The following is a 15,399-nucleotide window of genomic DNA, read 5'->3' as shown; positions in this document are numbered from 1 at the left end:
GATGGCCCCCACGGGACCGGGCACGGCCCTCCCCGGCGACCTGCTCGTCGAGCTGTCCGGGATCACCAAGTCCTACGGGCCGGTGAAGTCGCTGCGCGGCGTCGACCTGACCCTGCGCCGCGGCGAGGTCCTCGGTCTCGTGGGGGACAACGGCGCCGGGAAGTCCACCTTGATGAAGGTGCTGGCCGGCGCCGTGCAGCACGACGACGGCGAGATCCGGGTGCACGGCGAGCCGGTGCGCTTCAGCACCCCCTCCGACGCCCAGGCCGAGAAGATCGGCATCGTCTACCAGGACCTGGCGCTGTGCGACACCCTCGACGTGGCCAGCAACCTGTTCCTGGGCCGGGAGCCCAAGCGCGGCGCGTTCATCGACCGCAGGGCCATGCACGAGCAGGCCGCCCGGATCCTCGCGGACCTGCACGTGAAGGTCACCAGCACCCACCAGGAGATCGGCACGCTGTCCGGCGGGCAGCGGCAGACCGTCGCCATCGCCCGGGCGGTGTCCTTCGCCCCCGACGTCCTCATCCTCGACGAGCCGACCGCCGCGCTCGCCGTCGCGGAGGTCGAGTCGGTGCTCAAGCTCATCGGCGACGTCGCGGCGCAGGGCGTCGGCGTCATCCTCATCACCCACCGCCTGCAGGACCTGTTCCGGGTCTGCGACCGGATCACGGTGATGTACGAGGGCCAGAGCGTCGACGACGCCGCCATCGCCGACCTCGACATCGAGAAGCTGGTCGGCCTCATCACCCGCACCCCGCAGCCGACCCGCACCGAAGGGAGCCGGGCATGAGCACCACCCAGACCCCGCCGGAGGCGCCGGCCGGGCCGAGCGTGCAGCGGCTGGCCCGGCAGCGGTCGCTGTGGGAGCGCACCAACAAGGCCACCCTGGTCATGGCCGGGGTCACCCTGGCGGTGTTCGTCTTCTTCGCCGCCGCCGACAGCGCCTTCCTGACCTTCGCCAACCTGTCCAACCTGGCCACCCAGGTCGGCCCGGTGCTCATCGTCGGCGTGGCCATGACCTTCGTGATCACGGCCGGGCAGATCGACCTGTCGGTGGGCTCGATCGTCGCCTTCGTCGCGGCCATCTCGGCCCAGCTGCTGGTCGCCGGCTGGGACTCCTCGCTGGTCATGGTCGCCGCGCTGCTCATGGGCCTGGGCTGGGGCCTGGTCAACGGCTGGTTCACCGCCTACCAGGGCATCCCCGCCTTCATCGTCACGCTGGCCACGCTGTCGGTCGTCCGGGGCCTGGCCCTGTTCCAGACCGAGGGCTTCTCGGTGCCGATCGCCTCCACCACCTTCGTGGCGAAGCTCGGGACGGCGCGCTGGCTGGGCTTCTCCGCCACCGCCTGGATCGCGCTGGCCGTCGTCGTCCTCGGCCTGGTGCTGCTGCACGCCACCCGGTTCGGCCAGTACGTCATCGGCATCGGCGCCGCGGCGGAGTCCGTCCGCCGGGCGGGGGTGAACGTGAAGCTGGTGACGATGGCCGCGCTCGGGTTCTCCGGCCTGGCGGCGGGCCTGGCCGGCCTGCTCATCGCCGCCCGGCTGGGGTCGGGGTCGGCCAACAGCGCGCAGGGCTTCGAGCTGACCGTGATCGCCGCGGTCGTGCTGGGCGGCACCAGCCTGCTGGGCGGCCGCGGCACCATCGTCGGCACCCTGATCGGCGCGCTGCTGACCCAGATCATCGCCAACGGGCTCACCCTGCTGTCGGTCAGCCCGTACCTCACGCCGATCATCACCGGCGCGGTGCTGGTGCTGGTCGTGTGGGTCAACCTGCGCGGGCGCGACCTGGCCTGGTTCGTGCAGCGGCTGACCCGCCGCGCATGACCGCCGTCCGCACCGTCACCGGCGACGTCGACTCAGCCGACCTGGGCCTGGTGCTGCCGCACGAGCACCTGGCCAACGACGTCAGCGTGGCCTTCCGGCCCTCCCCCGACCCGCGGCTGCGCGACCTGCTGGACGCGCCGGTCAGCGCCGACCTGGCCTGGCTGCTGGCCGACCACCCGTACGAGAACGCCGACAACTGCCGGCTGGACGACGACGCCGCGATGGCCGCCGACCTGCACCGGTTCGCCGGCGTCGGCGGCCGCACGGTGGTCGACCTGACCCCGCCGGGCATCGGCCGCGCGCCGGGCCGGCTGCGGGCGCTGTCGGAGGCGACGGGGGTGCAGGTGGTGATGGGCTCGGGCTGGTACCTGCAGGCCACCCACCCGCCGCACCTGGCCACCTCCACCGCCGACCGGCTGGCCGCCGAGCTCGTCGCCGAGTTCACCTCCGGCCACGACGTCCGCCCCGGCGTCATCGGCGAGATCGGGGTCTCCCCGGCCTTCACCGACGACGAGCGGACGGCGCTGCGCGCGGCCTGCCGGGCCCAGCGCGAGGTCGGCGTCCCCCTGTTCGTGCACCTGCCCGGCTGGCAGCGCTGCGCCCACGAGGTGCTCGACGTGGTCGTGGGCTCCGAGGGCGTGGACCCCGGCGCCGTCGTGCTCTGCCACATGGACCCCTCGGGCGCCGACCGCGACTACCAGCTCGCCGTCGCCGACCGCGGCGCGGTGCTGGAGTTCGACATGGTCGGGATGCCCTTCGACTACCCCGGCGAGGGCCAGTCGCCGTCGCCCACCGAGAGCGCCGCCGCCGTGGCGGCGCTGGTCGCGGCCGGGCACGGCGACCGGGTGCTGCTCTCCCACGACCTGTTCCTCAAGGCCATGCTCGCCCGCCACGGCGGCAACGGGCTGGCCTACGTCCCCGTCGTCTTCGCCGACCGGCTGCGCCGCAGCGGGCTGGACGACGACGCGGTGACCGCCCTGATGACCGCCAACCCCCGCGCGCTGTTCGAGCGCGCACCGAGAGGACGCTGACGTGGCCCGGATCCTGATCGCCGGCGAGAGCTGGATGACCACCTCGACGCACGTGAAGGGGGTGGACGAGTTCTCGGTGCACTCCTACGTGGAGGGCGTCGGTCCGCTGCGCGACGCGCTGACCGCCCGCGGCCACGAGGTCGTGCACCTGCCCGCGCACCTGGTGCCCACCGGTTTCCCGGACGACGCCGCGGACCTGTCGGCCTACGACCTGGTGGTGCTGTCCGACATCGGCGCCAACTCCATCCAGCTCGCCCCCGGCGTCTTCGAGCGGTTCACCCCCGGCGCGGACCGGCTGGCCGCGCTGCGCGACTGGGTCGGGGCCGGCGGTGCCCTGCTGATGGTCGGTGGCTACCTGTCCTTCTCCGGGTTCCAGGCCCGGGCGGCGTTCCGGCAGACCGCGATCGCCGAGGTGCTGCCGGTGGAGATGCTGGCCGAGGACGACCGGGTCGAGGCGCCGGCCGGCATCTCGCCCACGGTCACCGACGCCGACCACCCCGCCCTCGGCGGCGCCGGCGAGCAGTGGCCGCTGCTGCTGGGCTACAACCGGGTGGTCGCCCGGGCCGGTGCGGTCGTCCCCGCCCTGGTCGGCGACGACCCGCTGGTCGCCCTGGACGAGTACGGCTCGGGCCGGGCCGGGGTCTTCACCTCCGACTGCTCGCCGCACTGGGCCCCGCCGGAGTTCTGCGAGCAGTGGCCGGGCTACACCGACCTGTGGGACGGACTGGTCCGTTGGCTGACCCGCAGCTGAGCCGGTCCGCCGGGCTGCTCGAGCGCCAGCAGGGGGTGCTCGCCGCCGCCTGCGCGATCCCGTTCGTCCAGCAGGTCACCGACGGCACGCTCACCGACGCCGCCCTCGCCCGCTACCTGCTGGTGGAGGAGGCCTTCGTGCTCACCGCCTCCCGGGTGCTCGGCCGGGTGGTCTGGGAGTCCGCGACCTGGGACGAGCTGCTGCCGCACGCCCGGTCGCTGACCAACCTGGTCACCGACCAGCGGGAGTACTTCGCCGGGCTGCGCGGGCGCTCCCCGGTCGAGCCCGCCGAGGTGGACGGCGTGCTCGCCCGCGCTGCGGTGCTGGCCGACGTGGTGCTGGCCCAGGTGGCGGAGGGGGGCCGGGCCGCGGCGGTGGTCGGCATGTACGCCGCCGAGACCATGTACGCCCGGTGGTGCACCGCGGCGGCGGCCGTCGACGCGCCCCGGCAGCCGGACCTGCAGGCCTGGGTCCGGCTGCACGCCGAGCCGGCCTTCCTCGCCCAGGTCGACGCGCTGCGCGACGACGTCGACCGGATCGGGCCCGAGGTGCCCGACGCGGACCTGGACCGGTGGTACGCCGCGGTCCTGGCCGCCGAGGTCGAGTTCCACGCGGTGGCGGTCGGCTAGGCCGTTCCACGTGGAACGGCCTGCCCGACCGCCCGGACGACGGACTCCGCGACGCTGCTGGTCACCGGCAGCCGGGGCAGCAGCAGGGCCTGGGCCACGTGGTAGGCGTCGGGCTGGCCGGTCCAGGTGGTGTGCCCGAGCTGACCGTCGGGCATCAGCTCGTGGTGCCAGTTGCCGGTGCGCGGGTCGCGCACCAGGAGCTCGACCAGGGCCGACCAGCGCTCGTGGTCCGCGCCGTACCGCGGGTCGCCGGTCAGCGCCCCGAGGACCGCGGCCGCGGCCAGCGCCTCGGCCATCACCCAGTGCATGCGGGCGGGCACGACGGGCCGGTCGTCCCAGTCCAGGGTGTAGACGAAGCCGGGGTGCCCGTCGGGGCTCTCCCCGCGCTCGACGGCCACCCGGTACAGCGCCCCCGGTGCCTCCGCGAGGTCGGCCGGCAGCTCGACGACGGTGCCGAGGTGCGCGACCAGCCGGGCCCACTCGAACTGGTGCCCGACGGTGACGCCGTAGGGCCGGAACGGGTCGGCCGGGGCGTCCCGGTTGTACTCGGGCTGCGCGGTCCAGGTCGCGTCGAAGTGCTCGGGCAGCCGCCAGTCGCGGGCCCGGGCCTCGCCCACGACGCGCTCCGCGGTGCGCACGCAGCGCTGCCGCAGCTGCGCCGCCCGGTCGTGGTCGCCCAGCGCGGCCAGGGCGTCGGCGGCGGCCAGGTGGGCCTCGACGCCGTGCATGTTGGCGTTGGCGCCCCGGTAGTCGGCGCAGGTGGTCCAGGCGGCGTCCCACTCCTCGACCGCGGCGCCGGCGTCGTCGTCCCAGAAGTGCTCGTCCCACACCGCGAGCGCGTCGTGCAGCAGCTCGGTGCCGCCGGGCCGCCCGACCCGGCTGAGGGTGGCGCCGGCCAGCACGACGAAGGCGTGCACGTAGGCCTGCTTCGGGCCGGTCGCGTGCGCGTCGGACCCCCAGCCGCCGTGCTCGTCGTCGTGCAGCAGCCCGGTCAGGGCCCGCCGCCCGTGCTCGGCCAGCTCGGCGGCCCCGGGCCGGCCCCAGGCGGCGGCCAAGCCGAACACGTGGGTCATCCGGGCGCCGATCCAGGTCTCGGGGACCTTCCCCGGCGTGCGCCGGCCGTGCTCGTCGAGGTACCCGAAGCCGCCGGCGGGGTCCGCCGCGCCCGCGGCGGTGGTGAGCAGCTGGTCGAGCTCCGGCGTCTCGGGGGAGGTCACCGATCGACCGTAGCCAGGGGTGCCGGTACGCGGCAGGATGACCGCCGGCACGGGGCCCACCGGCAGAGGAGACCACGCATGCGCAGCGAGTTGTTCGCCCCCGAGTACGCCGAGCAGCAGGCCGCCGGCATCCAGAAGCAGGGCGGCAAGATGTGCCGCGTCGGGCTGGACGGCGAGGTCTTCGCCCGGGCCGGCTCGATGGTGGCCTACCAGGGCGACCTGCAGTTCGACGCGATGGGCTCCGGCGGCATCGGCGGGTTCCTCAAGCAGAAGCTGACCGGCGAGGGCGTGCCGCTGATGAAGGTCCGCGGCCGCGGCGACCTGTTCCTCGCCGACGCCGCGCAGGACGTGCACGTCGTCGACCTCGACGGCTCCGACGGGCTGACCATCAACGGTGCCAACGTGCTGGCCTTCGACCCCACGCTGTCCTACGACATCCGGCGGGTGTCCGGTGCCGGCATGGGCGGCAACGCGGGCCTGTTCAACTGCGTGTTCACCGGCGTCGGCCGGATCGCGATCACCACCAAGGGCCAGCCGGTCGTGCTCGCGGTCAACCAGCCCACCTACGCCGACCCGCAGGCCGCCGTCGCCTGGTCCTCCTCGCTGCAGACCGGCCTGCAGTCCAACGACTCCTTCGGCCTGGGCACCCTCATCGGCCGCACCACCGGCGAGCGGTTCACCCTCTCCTTCCACGGCCAGGGCTTCGTCGTCGTCCAGGCCTCCGAGGAGCCCCCGGTCAGCGCGATCGGCGGGCAGGGCGCGGGTCAGCAGTCCGGCGAGGGCGGGTTCGGCGGCGCGCTGGGCCAGTTCCTCGGCGGCCGATGAGTTCCCCGGCCCCCGACCGTCCTGCTGGCATGACCGCGAACCTGTGCCCCTACCTGTCCTTCGACGGCACCGCCCGGGAGGCGATGGAGACCTACCAGCGCATCCTCGGCGGCACCCTGACCATCAACACGTTCGGCGAGTTCGGCATGGACGGCCCCGACGCCGACAAGGTGATGCACGGCCAGCTCGAGACCCCCGACGGCATCCTGCTCATGGGCTCGGACACCGGCCCGGGGATGGGCTTCGAGAAGGCGGCCGGGACGACGGTGTGCATCAGCGGCACCGACACCGAGAAGCTGCGCGACTGGTGGGGCCAGCTCTCCGACGGCGCCGACGTGTCGGTGCCGCTGGCCGTGCAGATGTGGGGCGACGAGTACGGCGCCTGCACCGACCGCTTCGGCACCCCGTGGATGTTCAACATCGGCGGCCAGGGGTGAGGCGGGGCAAGATCGCGGCATGACCGAGCCGCAGGAGATCGTCGACCCCCGCGTGATGCGGGACGTGCTGGGCCACTTCGCCTCCGGCATCACGGTGGTGACGGCGGTGGAGGAGTCCGGCCCGATCGGGTTCACCTGCCAGTCGTTCAGCTCGTTGTCCCTGGACCCGCCCCTGGTCAGCTTCGCGCCGGCCCGCAGCTCGACCACCTGGCCGCGGCTGCGGGCCATCGGCCGGTTCTGCGTCAACGTGCTGGCCGACGACCAGGACGGGCTGTCCACCCAGTTCTCCCGCTCGGGCACCGACAAGTTCGCCGGGGTCGGCTGGACGCCCAGCGCCCACGGCTCGCCGGTGCTCGACGGCGTGGTGGCCTGGATCGACTGCGAGCTGCACGCCGAGCACGACGGCGGTGACCACACCATCGTCGTCGGCCGGGTGCTCGACCTGGGCGCCACCGCCGCGCGCACCCCGCTGGTCTTCCACCGCGGCGCCTACGGCCTGCAGGCCGCCGTCGTCCCCCCGCCGGGCGCCTGACCCCGGCCGGGCGAGGCCGTCGATCGACGCTGGTCGACCACTCCGGCTGCGGAGTGGTCGGTGACCGTCGATCGACGGCGGGGGCGGGGCGGGGGCTGGTCTAGCTGAAGCAGACGGCGATGAGGGCCACGTCGTCGCGCCGGTCCAGGTCGGTCGCCACGGCCCGCTCGATCAGCTCGGCCGGGCCCGCCCCGGCGGGGGCGTCGCCCAGCCGCTGCACCAGCCCGGCGATGCCGTCGTCCAGGTCGGCGCCGGGGTGCTCGACCAGCCCGTCGGTGTAGCCGATCAGCACGGTGCCGGCCGGCACCTCCAGCACCACCGTGGACCGGCGGGTGTCGGCGTCCACGCCGACCAGCAGGCCGGCGGCCTCGCTGAGCACCCGGACCTCGCCGTCGGGCAGGCGAAGCAGCAGGGGCGGGTGACCGGCGCTGGCCACCAGCAGCCGCCACGGCCGGCCCTCGCCCACCGGCGGCTCGGCCCGCACGTAGGCCATGGTCGCCATCGACGCGACGTGCAGGCCCTGCACCAGCCGGTCGACCCGGCCCAGCACGGAACCGGGGTCGGGGTCGGCGGCGTCCCACATGCAGGCCCGCAGCAGGCCGCGCAGGTGACCCATCGCGGCGGCCGCGGCGACGTCGTGGCCGACGACGTCGCCGATGGCCACCCCGACCGCGCCGTCGGGCAGCTGCAGCAGGTCGTAGAAGTCGCCGCCCACGTCCGCGGCGGTCGACGCGCTGACGTAGTGCGCCGCCGCGGCGACCCCGGGGATGTCGGGGAGCGTCGGCAGCAGCGACCGCTGCAGGGTCTCCGCGACCTGGTGCTCGGCCTGGTAGAGGCGCACGTTGTCCAGCGCCAGCGCGGCCCGGCGGGCGAGGTCCTGCACCAGGTCGACGTCGTGGTCGTCGAAGGGGCGCTCCTCGGACTGCCGCACCAGCGCCACCGCCCCCAGCACCCGGCGGCGGGCGATCATCGGCACCGCCAGCACCGAGCGGCCACCCAGGCGGTGGAAGGCCTCGCGGGTGCTCTCCCGCGCGAACACCTCGTCCAGCTCCGCGTCGGTGACCTCGGCCATCAGCACCGGCTGGCGGGTCTCCATCGCCTGCCGGCTCGGTGAGCCCGGCGTCAGGTGCAGCGCGTGCTCGGTGCTGATGGCGCGCAGCTCGTCGGGCAGGCCCCGGCGGTGCCGTGCGGCGGTCTCCTGCACGTCGCCGTGCGGGTCGACGACGGTGACGAACACCCAGTCGGCCAGCAGCGGCACGCACAGGTCGGCCAGCCGGTCCAGCAGCTCGGTCATGTCCAGCGTCGCGCTGAGCGAGCTGGTCGTCTCGGCCATCAGGCCCAGCCGCTCCTGCGCCAGCTCGGCCTCCTCGCGGGCCTCCTCGGCGTCGGCCCGGGCCTGCTCGGCCACGGCCTGGGCCAGCTCGGCCTCCCGGCGGGCGGCCTGCTCGGCGGCGAAGGCGGCCTCGCGCTCGCGCTCGACCCGCACCCGCTCGGTGACGTCGGTCTGCACCCCGACGAAGCTGACCAGCTCGCCGGCGCCGTCGAAGACCGGGCTGATCGACACCTGGTTCCAGAACGCGGTGCCGTCCTTGCGGAAGTTGAGCAGGGTCTCGGTCACCGGCCGGCGCGCGTCCAGACCCGCCCGGATGCGGGCCACGACGGCGCGGTCGGTGGCCGGCCCCTGCAGGAACCGGCAGTTGGCGCCGACGGACTCCTCGTAGGTGTAGCCGGTCACCCGGGTGAAGGAGGGGTTGACCCACACCAGCGGGTCGTCCTCGCGGCGCGGGTCGGTGATGGTGAAGCAGATGTCGGTGGCCAGCACCGCCCGCTCCCGCAGCGCCTGCAGCTGCGTCTCGTCGTCGACGCGGTCGGCGTCGATCTGCAGGAACACCACCAGCGCCAGCTGCTCGGCGTCGGGCACGGGGGACAGCGGGAACCCGGTGACCCAGAGCGTCCGGCCGGGCGACCCGTCGGCCGGGCTGAGCCGGACCGCCTCGCCGGACACCGGGGTGCCCTCGGCGACCAGCGACAGCGGGCTGCCCGAGCTGGCCAGCGGCTCCCCGCCCAGGTCGGTCAGCCCGGCGCTGGTGCCCCACTCGTCGATGGGCAGCGGCAGCCGGACGTCACCGGCCAGCTCGATGGCGGCGGTGTTGGCGTAGACCACGGTGCCGGCGTGCTGGTCGATGACCAGCACGGCCACCGGGACGTCGGCGAGCACCCCGGGCAGGGCCGAGCGGGCGCCGCCGCCGGACTGCGACACCACGGCGGCCGCGGCACCCACCGCACCGGCCTGCTGCTCGCGGCCGCGGTCCTGCCCGGCACCGGTGGCGGCACCGGCGGCGGCGTCCGCCACGACGGCTGCGGCCTCGGGAGGTACGTCCGCGGCGTCGGGGCCGGCGGGCTCGGGGGCCGGTGGCACGGGGCGATGGTACCGGGGGCGGCCCGGGGTGACCGGTCCGCCGATCGGGGGAACGGATGCGCCGGCCCGCTCGTGAGGCGGGTGCAGCTCCCGACGAGAGGACGACGACGATGGGCTTCCTGGACCGCCTCCTGGGGCGCGAACCCGCCCCCCGCCCCACCGCACCCCCGGCCGCGCCGCCCGCCGGCCCGCCGCGGTCGGCCGACGAGCAGGCGGTCGAGCGCTACCGGTACCTGCTGCGCACCGCCCCGCCGGACCAGGTCGAGGCCGCGCACGCCGAGGCCTTCGCGAAGCTCACCCCCGAGCAGCGCCAGCAGGTGCTCACCCAGCTCGGCGACGCCGTCCCGCCCGGTGAACGGCCCACCTCCGACGACCCGCAGCAGCTGGCCCGCGCGGCCACCCGGGCCGAGGTCCGCCAGCCCGGCACCCTCGAGCGCTCCTTCGGCGGCGGCGGCATGGGCGGGCGCGGCGGCCCGGGCTTCGGGTCGATGGTCGGCGCCTCGCTGCTGGGCACGGTCGCCGGCGTCGTCGTCGGCACCGCGGTGGCCGACGCCCTCTTCGACACCGGGGTCGGCGACGGCGGCCTGTTCGGCGGGGGCGACGAGGAGGCCTACGCGCAGGGCTACGAGGACGGCGGCGGCGGGGACCCCGGTGCCGACGCCGGTGGCGACTTCGGCGGCGGGGACTTCGGCGACTTCGGTGGTGGCGGCGACTTCTGATCGGCCGCGTCCCGCTCCACCTCGCCGAGGTGGCGCAGCCACAGCAGGCCGAGGACGGGCAGGGCGAGCGGGATGAACCCGTAGCCCTGCCCGTACACCGACCACACGGTGGCGTCGGGGAACGCGGCGCGGTCGGCCAGCGACAGCGTGCCCACGACGAGCACGCCGACCAGCTCGACCAGGCACGCCACCACGGCGGTGCGCCGCCCGCCGCGCCCGCCGCGCGCCAGGCCGACTGTGGCCACCACGTAGACCACCGCGGAGAACGCCGAGAGCAGGTAGGCGACCGGCGCCTCGTCGAACCGGGTGGCCAGCTGCACCGCGGCCCGGGCACCCGCCGCGAGGGCGAAGGTGCCGTAGACGGCGACCAGCACCCGGCCCGGGCCGCGGGCGCTGCCGGCGGCGTCGGAGGGCTCGGCGGCCGGGGCCCCGAAGCGGTCAGGCACCGGTGGCCTCCCACAGCTGCAGCAGGCGCCAGACCATCACGGAGACGACCAGCGCGGCGACGGCCAGCACCGTGCCGGCCCAGCGCGTGGGTTCGGAGCGCGCCCACAGCACGCCGGCGACCGGGACCAGCACCACGCTGATCAGGTAGGCCAGGAACGTGGCGGTCTCCGGCGGGCGCTGCCCACCGGCCATCGCGACGGCCACGAGCGCCAGCTGGACCAGGAGCACCGCCTCCAGCGCCCCGGCGGCGACCAGGTGCGCCAGGCCGGTGCGCCGGCGCAGCGCCGTGGACAGCCCGCCGAGGGCGGCCAGCACCAGCGCGACGACGCTGGCCAGGGCCACGAGGGGGGTGTTCACGCGGCCATCCTCCCAGCGTGCCGGCGGCGACCGGCGGGGGGCGACACGCCGAGGTCGTGTCCTCGGGTAACCGAATGCCGCCCGGCTCGTTCTCCCGGCACAGCGCACGCACAGCGGCGCGGCGCAGTCGCCGCGCCACCCGCCGTCGAGGAGAGCCCGTGCACAGGTACCGCCGAACCGTCGGACTGGTCGGGGGTGCCGCGCTCGTCGCCGGCGCCCTGTTCGCCAGCAGCCCCGCCTCCGCCGCACCCGCCAGCACCGCAGCGGCCCCCGTCCAGGCCTTCCTGGCCGACCAGCTCGGCACGCTCGCCGCCGGGTTGCCCACCACCGTCCTCGTGCACGGCACCGACGCCGCGGCCGCCCGGGCCGCCGTCGCCGCCACCGGCATGGACACCGTCACCGAGTTCGAGAAGATCGGCGTGGTGGTCGCCCGCGGCACCGCCGACCAGGTCGAGGCGGCGCGCACCCAGCCCGGCGTCACCTACCTCGAGGGCAACGCCCCGATCGAGTTCGCCGACTCCACGTCCAACATCGCCACCCGTGGCGCGGAGGCCGTCGACACCCTCACCGGGGCCGACGGCCTGCCGCTGGACGGCAGCGGGGTCTCGGTCGCGGTCATCGACTCCGGTGTCGACCCCACCCACCCCTACCTGCAGGACGCCGACGGCACCGACGCCGTCGTGGCCAACCTGAAGAGCATCTGCCTGGACGAGTCGACCACCACGACCGACTGCGTCGTGCCGGTGCCCGACCTGGTCGACACCGACACGATCTCCGGCGGCGGGCACGGCACGCACGTCAACGGCATCGTCGCCGGTCGGCCCACCACGCTCACCGACGGCACCCAGCTGCAGGGCGCGGCCCCCGGCGCCTCCCTGGTGTCCATCTCCACCGGCGCGGTGCTGCTCATCGTCGGCGCGGACTCCGCGCTGAACTGGGTGCTGGAGAACCACGACGCGCCCTGCGGCCCCGGCGTCAGCGCCGAGGTCTGCCCGCCGATCAAGGTCACCAACAACTCCTACGGCCCCACCGGCGGCGGCGCGTTCGACCCGAACTCGGCCACCGTGAAGCTGCAGCGGGCCCTCGTCGAGGAGGGTGTCGTGACCGTGTGGGCGGCCGGCAACGACGGCGGCGACGGCTCGACCTCGCTGACCAACCCGCCCGGCCAGGACCCGACCGGCGGCATCCTCTCCGTCGCCTCCTACTACGACGAGGCGACCGGCACCCGTGACGGCGTGGTGAGCGAGTACTCCTCGCGCGGTGCGGCGACCGACTCCTCGACCTGGCCCGACCTGTCGGCGCCCGGTGAGGACATCACGTCCTCCTGCCGGCTCTACCTGCCGATCTGCGCGACCGGCCTGGCCCCGCAGAACGGCCCCGGCCTGCTCGACGTCGGCACCTTCAACACCATCAGCGGCACCTCGATGGCGGCCCCGCACATCGCCGGCATCGTCGCCCAGCTGTTCCAGGCCGACCCGACCGCGACCCCGGCCGAGGTCGAGGCGGCCCTGGTGGGCACGGCCCACCGCTACACCGACGGCGCGGCCTACCAGACGGTCGGCGACCGGACGACGTCCTTCGACAAGGGCGCCGGCCTGGTCGACGTCGTCGCCGCCGTCGCGGCGCTGCGCGCCGGCTGACCGCACCGCTCCCCCCACCCGGCCACGGGGCGGGTGGGGGGAGCCCCGCGCGCCCGGCATGAACCGTCCGGGTCACCCAGGACGAAGGAGAGGCATGAAGACCGGAGACGTCGCTCCCGATTTCGAGCTGCCGGACCAGGACGGCCGTCCCCGGCGGCTGTCCACGATGCTGCAGGACGGACCCGTCGTCCTCTTCTTCTACCCGCTGGCCTCCTCCGGTGGGTGCACCACCGAGATGTGCACCGTCCGCGACGAGGCCGCCCGCTTCGCCGCCGTCGGGGCCCAGCGCGTGGGCATCAGCGAGGACAGCGTCGAGAAGCAGAAGGCGTTCGCGGACGGGAACGGCTTCGACTACCCGCTGCTGTCCGACGCCGACGGTGCGGTGTGCACCGCCTACGGCACCCACCGGGGGTGGAAGGCCGCCCCGGTCAAGCGGCACACGATCGTGATCGGCACCGACGGCCGGGTGCGCGACGTCATCAAGAGCGAGTTCAAGTTCGCCAAGCACGCCGACAAGGCGCTCGCCGCGCTGTCGCCGTCCTGACGCGGTGACCCGGCCGGGCGGTGGCCACTCCCCGCCCGGCCGGGTCCCCCCGGGGCCTCAGAGCCCGAGCTCGGCCCGGATCTCCGCGTCGTGCTCGCCGACGGCCGGCACGCGGCCCACCGCGCCCGGTGTGGCCGAGAAGCGCGGCGCGACGCCGGGCTGCACCACGCCGTCCACCTCGACGAAGACCCCGCGCTCGCGGTTGTGCTCGTCGGTGGTGGCCTCCAGCAGCGACCAGGCCGGTGCCACGCAGGCGTCGGTGCCGGCGAACACCTGCCACCACTCCGCGCGGGTGCGGCTCGCGAGGACCTCGGCGAACCGCTCCCGCAGCGCCGGCCACGCCGAGCGGTCCCGGCGGTCGGGGAGCGTGGGGTCGCCGGCCAGCCCCAGGCCGTCGAGCAGGGCCGCGTAGAACTGCTCCTCCAGCGCGCCCACGGCCAGGAACGTGCCGTCGGCGCAGGCGTAGACGTCGTAGAACGGGGCGCCGGTGTCGAGCAGGTTCACCCCGCGCTCGTCGGTCCAGGCGCCCGCGTCGAGCATCCCGTGGATCATCGTGGTGAGGACGGCGGTCCCGTCGACGATCGCTGCGTCGACGACCTGCCCCTCCCCCGCGGTGCGGGCGTGCAGCAGGCCGGCCACCACGCCCAGCGCCAGGAACACCCCGCCGCCGCCGAAGTCACCGAGCAGGTTGATCGGCGGCGCCGGCCGCTCGCCCGGCCGCCCGGTCGCCCCGAGCGCCCCGGTGAGCGCGACGTAGCCGATGTCGTGGCCGGCGCTGTGCGCCAGCGGGCCGGTCTGCCCCCAGCCGGTCATCCGGCCGTAGACCAGGGCGGGGTTGGCCGCGTGCGCCTGCTCCGGGCCCAGGCCCAGGCGCTCCATCACCCCGGGGCGGAAGCCCTCGAGCAGCACGTCGGCCCGGCCCACCAGCGCCCGGACGACGGCCAGGTCGCCGTCGTCCTTGAGGTCCAGGGCGATCGAGCGCTTGCCGCGGTCCAGCAGCGACGTCGCGCCCAGCGAGCCGACCAGCCCGCCGGCGCGGGCCCGCCGGTCGACCCGGACGACGTCCGCGCCGAGGTCGGCCAGGAGCATGCCGCAGAAGGGCCCCGGCCCCAGCCCCGCGAACTCCACCACCCGCACGCCCTGCAAGGGTCCGGCCACGCTGCCGCCTCTCGTCGTCGCTCCCCCACCCTGCCCCGCGGCGGTATCGGAAGCTTTGCACCCCCCGTCGGGCCGGACAGGCCTGGTCGAGCTTCCGATACCAGGGGGACGGCGGGTGGCATGCTGCCGCACCGTGCGGACCTACCTCGTGGTGGCCTGCGGCGGGGTGCTGGGGGCGCTGGCCCGCTGGGCGGTCTCCCTCGGGCTGCCGCACACCCCCGGCAGCTGGCCGTGGGCGACGGTCACGGTCAACCTGACCGGCTGCCTGGCCATCGGCCTGCTGCTGGCGGTGCTGCTCGCCCGCTCCCCCGGCCACCCCTGGCTGCGGCCCTTCCTGGCCACCGGGGTGCTCGGCGGGTACACCACGTTCTCCACCTTCGCCGTCGACGCCGCGCAGCTGGTCGAGGCCGGCCGCTGGCCCGTCGCGGCCGCCTACGTGCTGGTCAGCGCGCTGGGCGGGCTGCTCGCGGTGGTCGTGGGCCTGGCCGCCGGACGGCGGGTGGTCCGGTGACCGCGCTGTGGGTGGCCCTGGGCGCGCTGGTGGGTGCGCCGCTGCGGCTGGCCGCCGACCGGGCGGCCGCGCGGTGGCGGGGCACCGGCACCGTGGTGGGCATCCTCGCGGTCAACGTCGCGGGCAGCCTGGTGCTGGGCGCGGTGCTCGGCGCCCGGGACCTCGACCCGGCCGTGGTGGCGCTGGTCGGCACCGGGTTCTGCGGCACGCTGACCACCTTCTCGACGTTCGGGTACGACGTCGTGCGGCTGGTCGAGGAGCGCCGGGTCGGCCGGGCGCTGGGCTACCTCGGCGGGTCGCTGGTGCTCGGCCTGGCCGCCGCGGCGGTCGGGTACGCGGCCCTCCGCTGACCTGCGGC

At 75.4% G+C, this 15,399-nt stretch carries 18 protein-coding genes; 13 read left to right on the top strand and 5 right to left on the bottom strand.

Annotation, left to right across the window (positions count from 1 at the left end; all coding sequences use genetic code 11):
• Position 1 precedes the first annotated feature (1 nt).
• Genes BLT39_RS17360 through BLT39_RS17340 form a run of 5 tightly spaced genes read left to right on the top strand, consistent with a single transcriptional unit; the run spans position 2 to position 4,235 of the window.
• Positions 2 to 790: an ATP-binding cassette domain-containing protein gene (locus tag BLT39_RS17360; protein ID WP_091066579.1), complete on the top strand. Its 789-nt coding sequence runs from the start codon at positions 2 to 4 to the stop codon at positions 788 to 790.
• Positions 787 to 1,824: an ABC transporter permease gene (locus BLT39_RS17355; protein WP_091066576.1), complete on the top strand. Its 1,038-nt coding sequence runs from the start codon at positions 787 to 789 to the stop codon at positions 1,822 to 1,824. The genes BLT39_RS17360 and BLT39_RS17355 overlap by 4 nt, the downstream gene beginning before the upstream one ends.
• Positions 1,821 to 2,855 carry a phosphotriesterase family protein gene (locus tag BLT39_RS17350; protein WP_091066573.1) on the top strand — a complete coding sequence of 345 codons (1,035 nt, stop codon included), beginning with the start codon at positions 1,821 to 1,823 and terminating at the stop codon, positions 2,853 to 2,855. Before BLT39_RS17355 ends, BLT39_RS17350 begins: the two co-directional genes overlap by 4 nt.
• A 1-nt stretch (position 2,856) precedes the next feature.
• Positions 2,857 to 3,606 (top strand): glutamine amidotransferase, encoded by a 750-nt coding sequence (locus BLT39_RS17345; protein ID WP_091066570.1) that lies wholly within the window; start codon positions 2,857 to 2,859, stop codon positions 3,604 to 3,606.
• The gene (locus BLT39_RS17340; protein WP_207508108.1) at positions 3,588 to 4,235 is read left to right on the top strand and encodes a TenA family protein; all 648 of its coding nucleotides are present in this window, start codon (positions 3,588 to 3,590) and stop codon (positions 4,233 to 4,235) included. The genes BLT39_RS17345 and BLT39_RS17340 overlap by 19 nt, the downstream gene beginning before the upstream one ends.
• Here the strand turns inward: BLT39_RS17340 and BLT39_RS17335 are convergent.
• Complete coding sequence (locus BLT39_RS17335; RefSeq protein WP_091067318.1) at positions 4,232 to 5,452, bottom strand: AGE family epimerase/isomerase; 1,221 nt, start codon at positions 5,450 to 5,452, stop codon at positions 4,232 to 4,234. The two genes, BLT39_RS17340 and BLT39_RS17335, sit on opposite strands and share 4 nt — an antisense overlap.
• 78 nt (positions 5,453 to 5,530) lie before the next feature.
• On the opposite strand from BLT39_RS17335, the gene BLT39_RS17330 reads away from it, so the two are divergent.
• From BLT39_RS17330 to BLT39_RS17320, 3 genes are read left to right on the top strand one after another with little or no spacing between them, the layout of a single operon-like run.
• The gene (locus tag BLT39_RS17330; protein ID WP_091066566.1) at positions 5,531 to 6,277 is read left to right on the top strand and encodes an AIM24 family protein; all 747 of its coding nucleotides are present in this window, start codon (positions 5,531 to 5,533) and stop codon (positions 6,275 to 6,277) included.
• Positions 6,278 to 6,306: 29 nt separating this feature from the next.
• Positions 6,307 to 6,714 (top strand): VOC family protein, encoded by a 408-nt coding sequence (locus tag BLT39_RS17325; protein WP_091066564.1) that lies wholly within the window; start codon positions 6,307 to 6,309, stop codon positions 6,712 to 6,714.
• Between the two features lie 19 nt (positions 6,715 to 6,733).
• Positions 6,734 to 7,246, top strand: a complete 513-nt coding sequence (locus tag BLT39_RS17320) for a flavin reductase family protein (RefSeq protein ID WP_091066561.1) — start codon at positions 6,734 to 6,736, stop codon at positions 7,244 to 7,246.
• 100 nt (positions 7,247 to 7,346) lie between these two features.
• Here the strand turns inward: BLT39_RS17320 and BLT39_RS17315 are convergent, their stop codons facing one another.
• Positions 7,347 to 9,665 (bottom strand): SpoIIE family protein phosphatase, encoded by a 2,319-nt coding sequence (locus BLT39_RS17315; protein WP_242658512.1) that lies wholly within the window; start codon positions 9,663 to 9,665, stop codon positions 7,347 to 7,349.
• A 110-nt stretch (positions 9,666 to 9,775) separates the two neighbouring features.
• On the opposite strand from BLT39_RS17315, the gene BLT39_RS23385 reads away from it, so the two are divergent.
• Positions 9,776 to 10,384 (top strand): hypothetical protein, encoded by a 609-nt coding sequence (locus BLT39_RS23385; protein WP_091066555.1) that lies wholly within the window; start codon positions 9,776 to 9,778, stop codon positions 10,382 to 10,384.
• Here the strand turns inward: BLT39_RS23385 and BLT39_RS23380 are convergent.
• Together BLT39_RS23380 and BLT39_RS17300 are read right to left on the bottom strand one after the other, a co-directional pair.
• Positions 10,288 to 10,830, bottom strand: a complete 543-nt coding sequence (locus BLT39_RS23380; RefSeq protein WP_278247009.1) for a hypothetical protein — start codon at positions 10,828 to 10,830, stop codon at positions 10,288 to 10,290. The two genes, BLT39_RS23385 and BLT39_RS23380, sit on opposite strands and share 97 nt — an antisense overlap.
• Positions 10,823 to 11,188 (bottom strand): hypothetical protein, encoded by a 366-nt coding sequence (locus tag BLT39_RS17300; RefSeq protein WP_091066552.1) that lies wholly within the window; start codon positions 11,186 to 11,188, stop codon positions 10,823 to 10,825. The genes BLT39_RS23380 and BLT39_RS17300 overlap by 8 nt, the downstream gene beginning before the upstream one ends.
• Positions 11,189 to 11,346: 158 nt before the next feature.
• Between BLT39_RS17300 and BLT39_RS17295 the strand changes: the two genes are divergently transcribed.
• Both BLT39_RS17295 and BLT39_RS17290 read left to right on the top strand, forming a co-directional pair.
• The gene (locus BLT39_RS17295) at positions 11,347 to 12,828 is read left to right on the top strand and encodes a S8 family serine peptidase (protein WP_242658511.1); all 1,482 of its coding nucleotides are present in this window, start codon (positions 11,347 to 11,349) and stop codon (positions 12,826 to 12,828) included.
• A 94-nt stretch (positions 12,829 to 12,922) separates the two neighbouring features.
• A complete protein-coding gene (locus BLT39_RS17290) occupies positions 12,923 to 13,372 on the top strand; it encodes a peroxiredoxin (protein WP_091066546.1) in 450 nt (149 codons plus the stop codon).
• A gap of 57 nt (positions 13,373 to 13,429) precedes the next feature.
• Here the strand turns inward: BLT39_RS17290 and BLT39_RS17285 are convergent, their stop codons facing one another.
• Positions 13,430 to 14,530, bottom strand: coding sequence for a CaiB/BaiF CoA transferase family protein (locus tag BLT39_RS17285; RefSeq protein ID WP_091066543.1), 1,101 nt, complete (start codon positions 14,528 to 14,530; stop codon positions 13,430 to 13,432).
• Between the two features lie 133 nt (positions 14,531 to 14,663).
• Between BLT39_RS17285 and crcB the strand changes: the two genes are divergently transcribed.
• Both crcB and BLT39_RS17275 read left to right on the top strand, forming a co-directional pair.
• Positions 14,664 to 15,041 carry a fluoride efflux transporter CrcB gene (crcB, locus tag BLT39_RS23100; RefSeq protein ID WP_242658510.1) on the top strand — a complete coding sequence of 126 codons (378 nt, stop codon included), beginning with the start codon at positions 14,664 to 14,666 and terminating at the stop codon, positions 15,039 to 15,041.
• Complete coding sequence (locus tag BLT39_RS17275; RefSeq protein WP_091066539.1) at positions 15,038 to 15,391, top strand: fluoride efflux transporter FluC; 354 nt, start codon at positions 15,038 to 15,040, stop codon at positions 15,389 to 15,391. The genes crcB and BLT39_RS17275 overlap by 4 nt, the downstream gene beginning before the upstream one ends.
• Positions 15,392 to 15,399: the final 8 nt, after the last annotated feature.

The sequence above is a fragment of the Klenkia brasiliensis genome, assembly GCF_900100695.1.
In the GTDB taxonomy this organism is placed as follows: Bacteria; Actinomycetota; Actinomycetes; order Mycobacteriales; family Geodermatophilaceae; genus Klenkia; species Klenkia brasiliensis.
The sequence above is the reverse complement of the archived record's forward strand: the minus strand, read 5'-3'. Positions and strand labels throughout refer to the sequence as shown.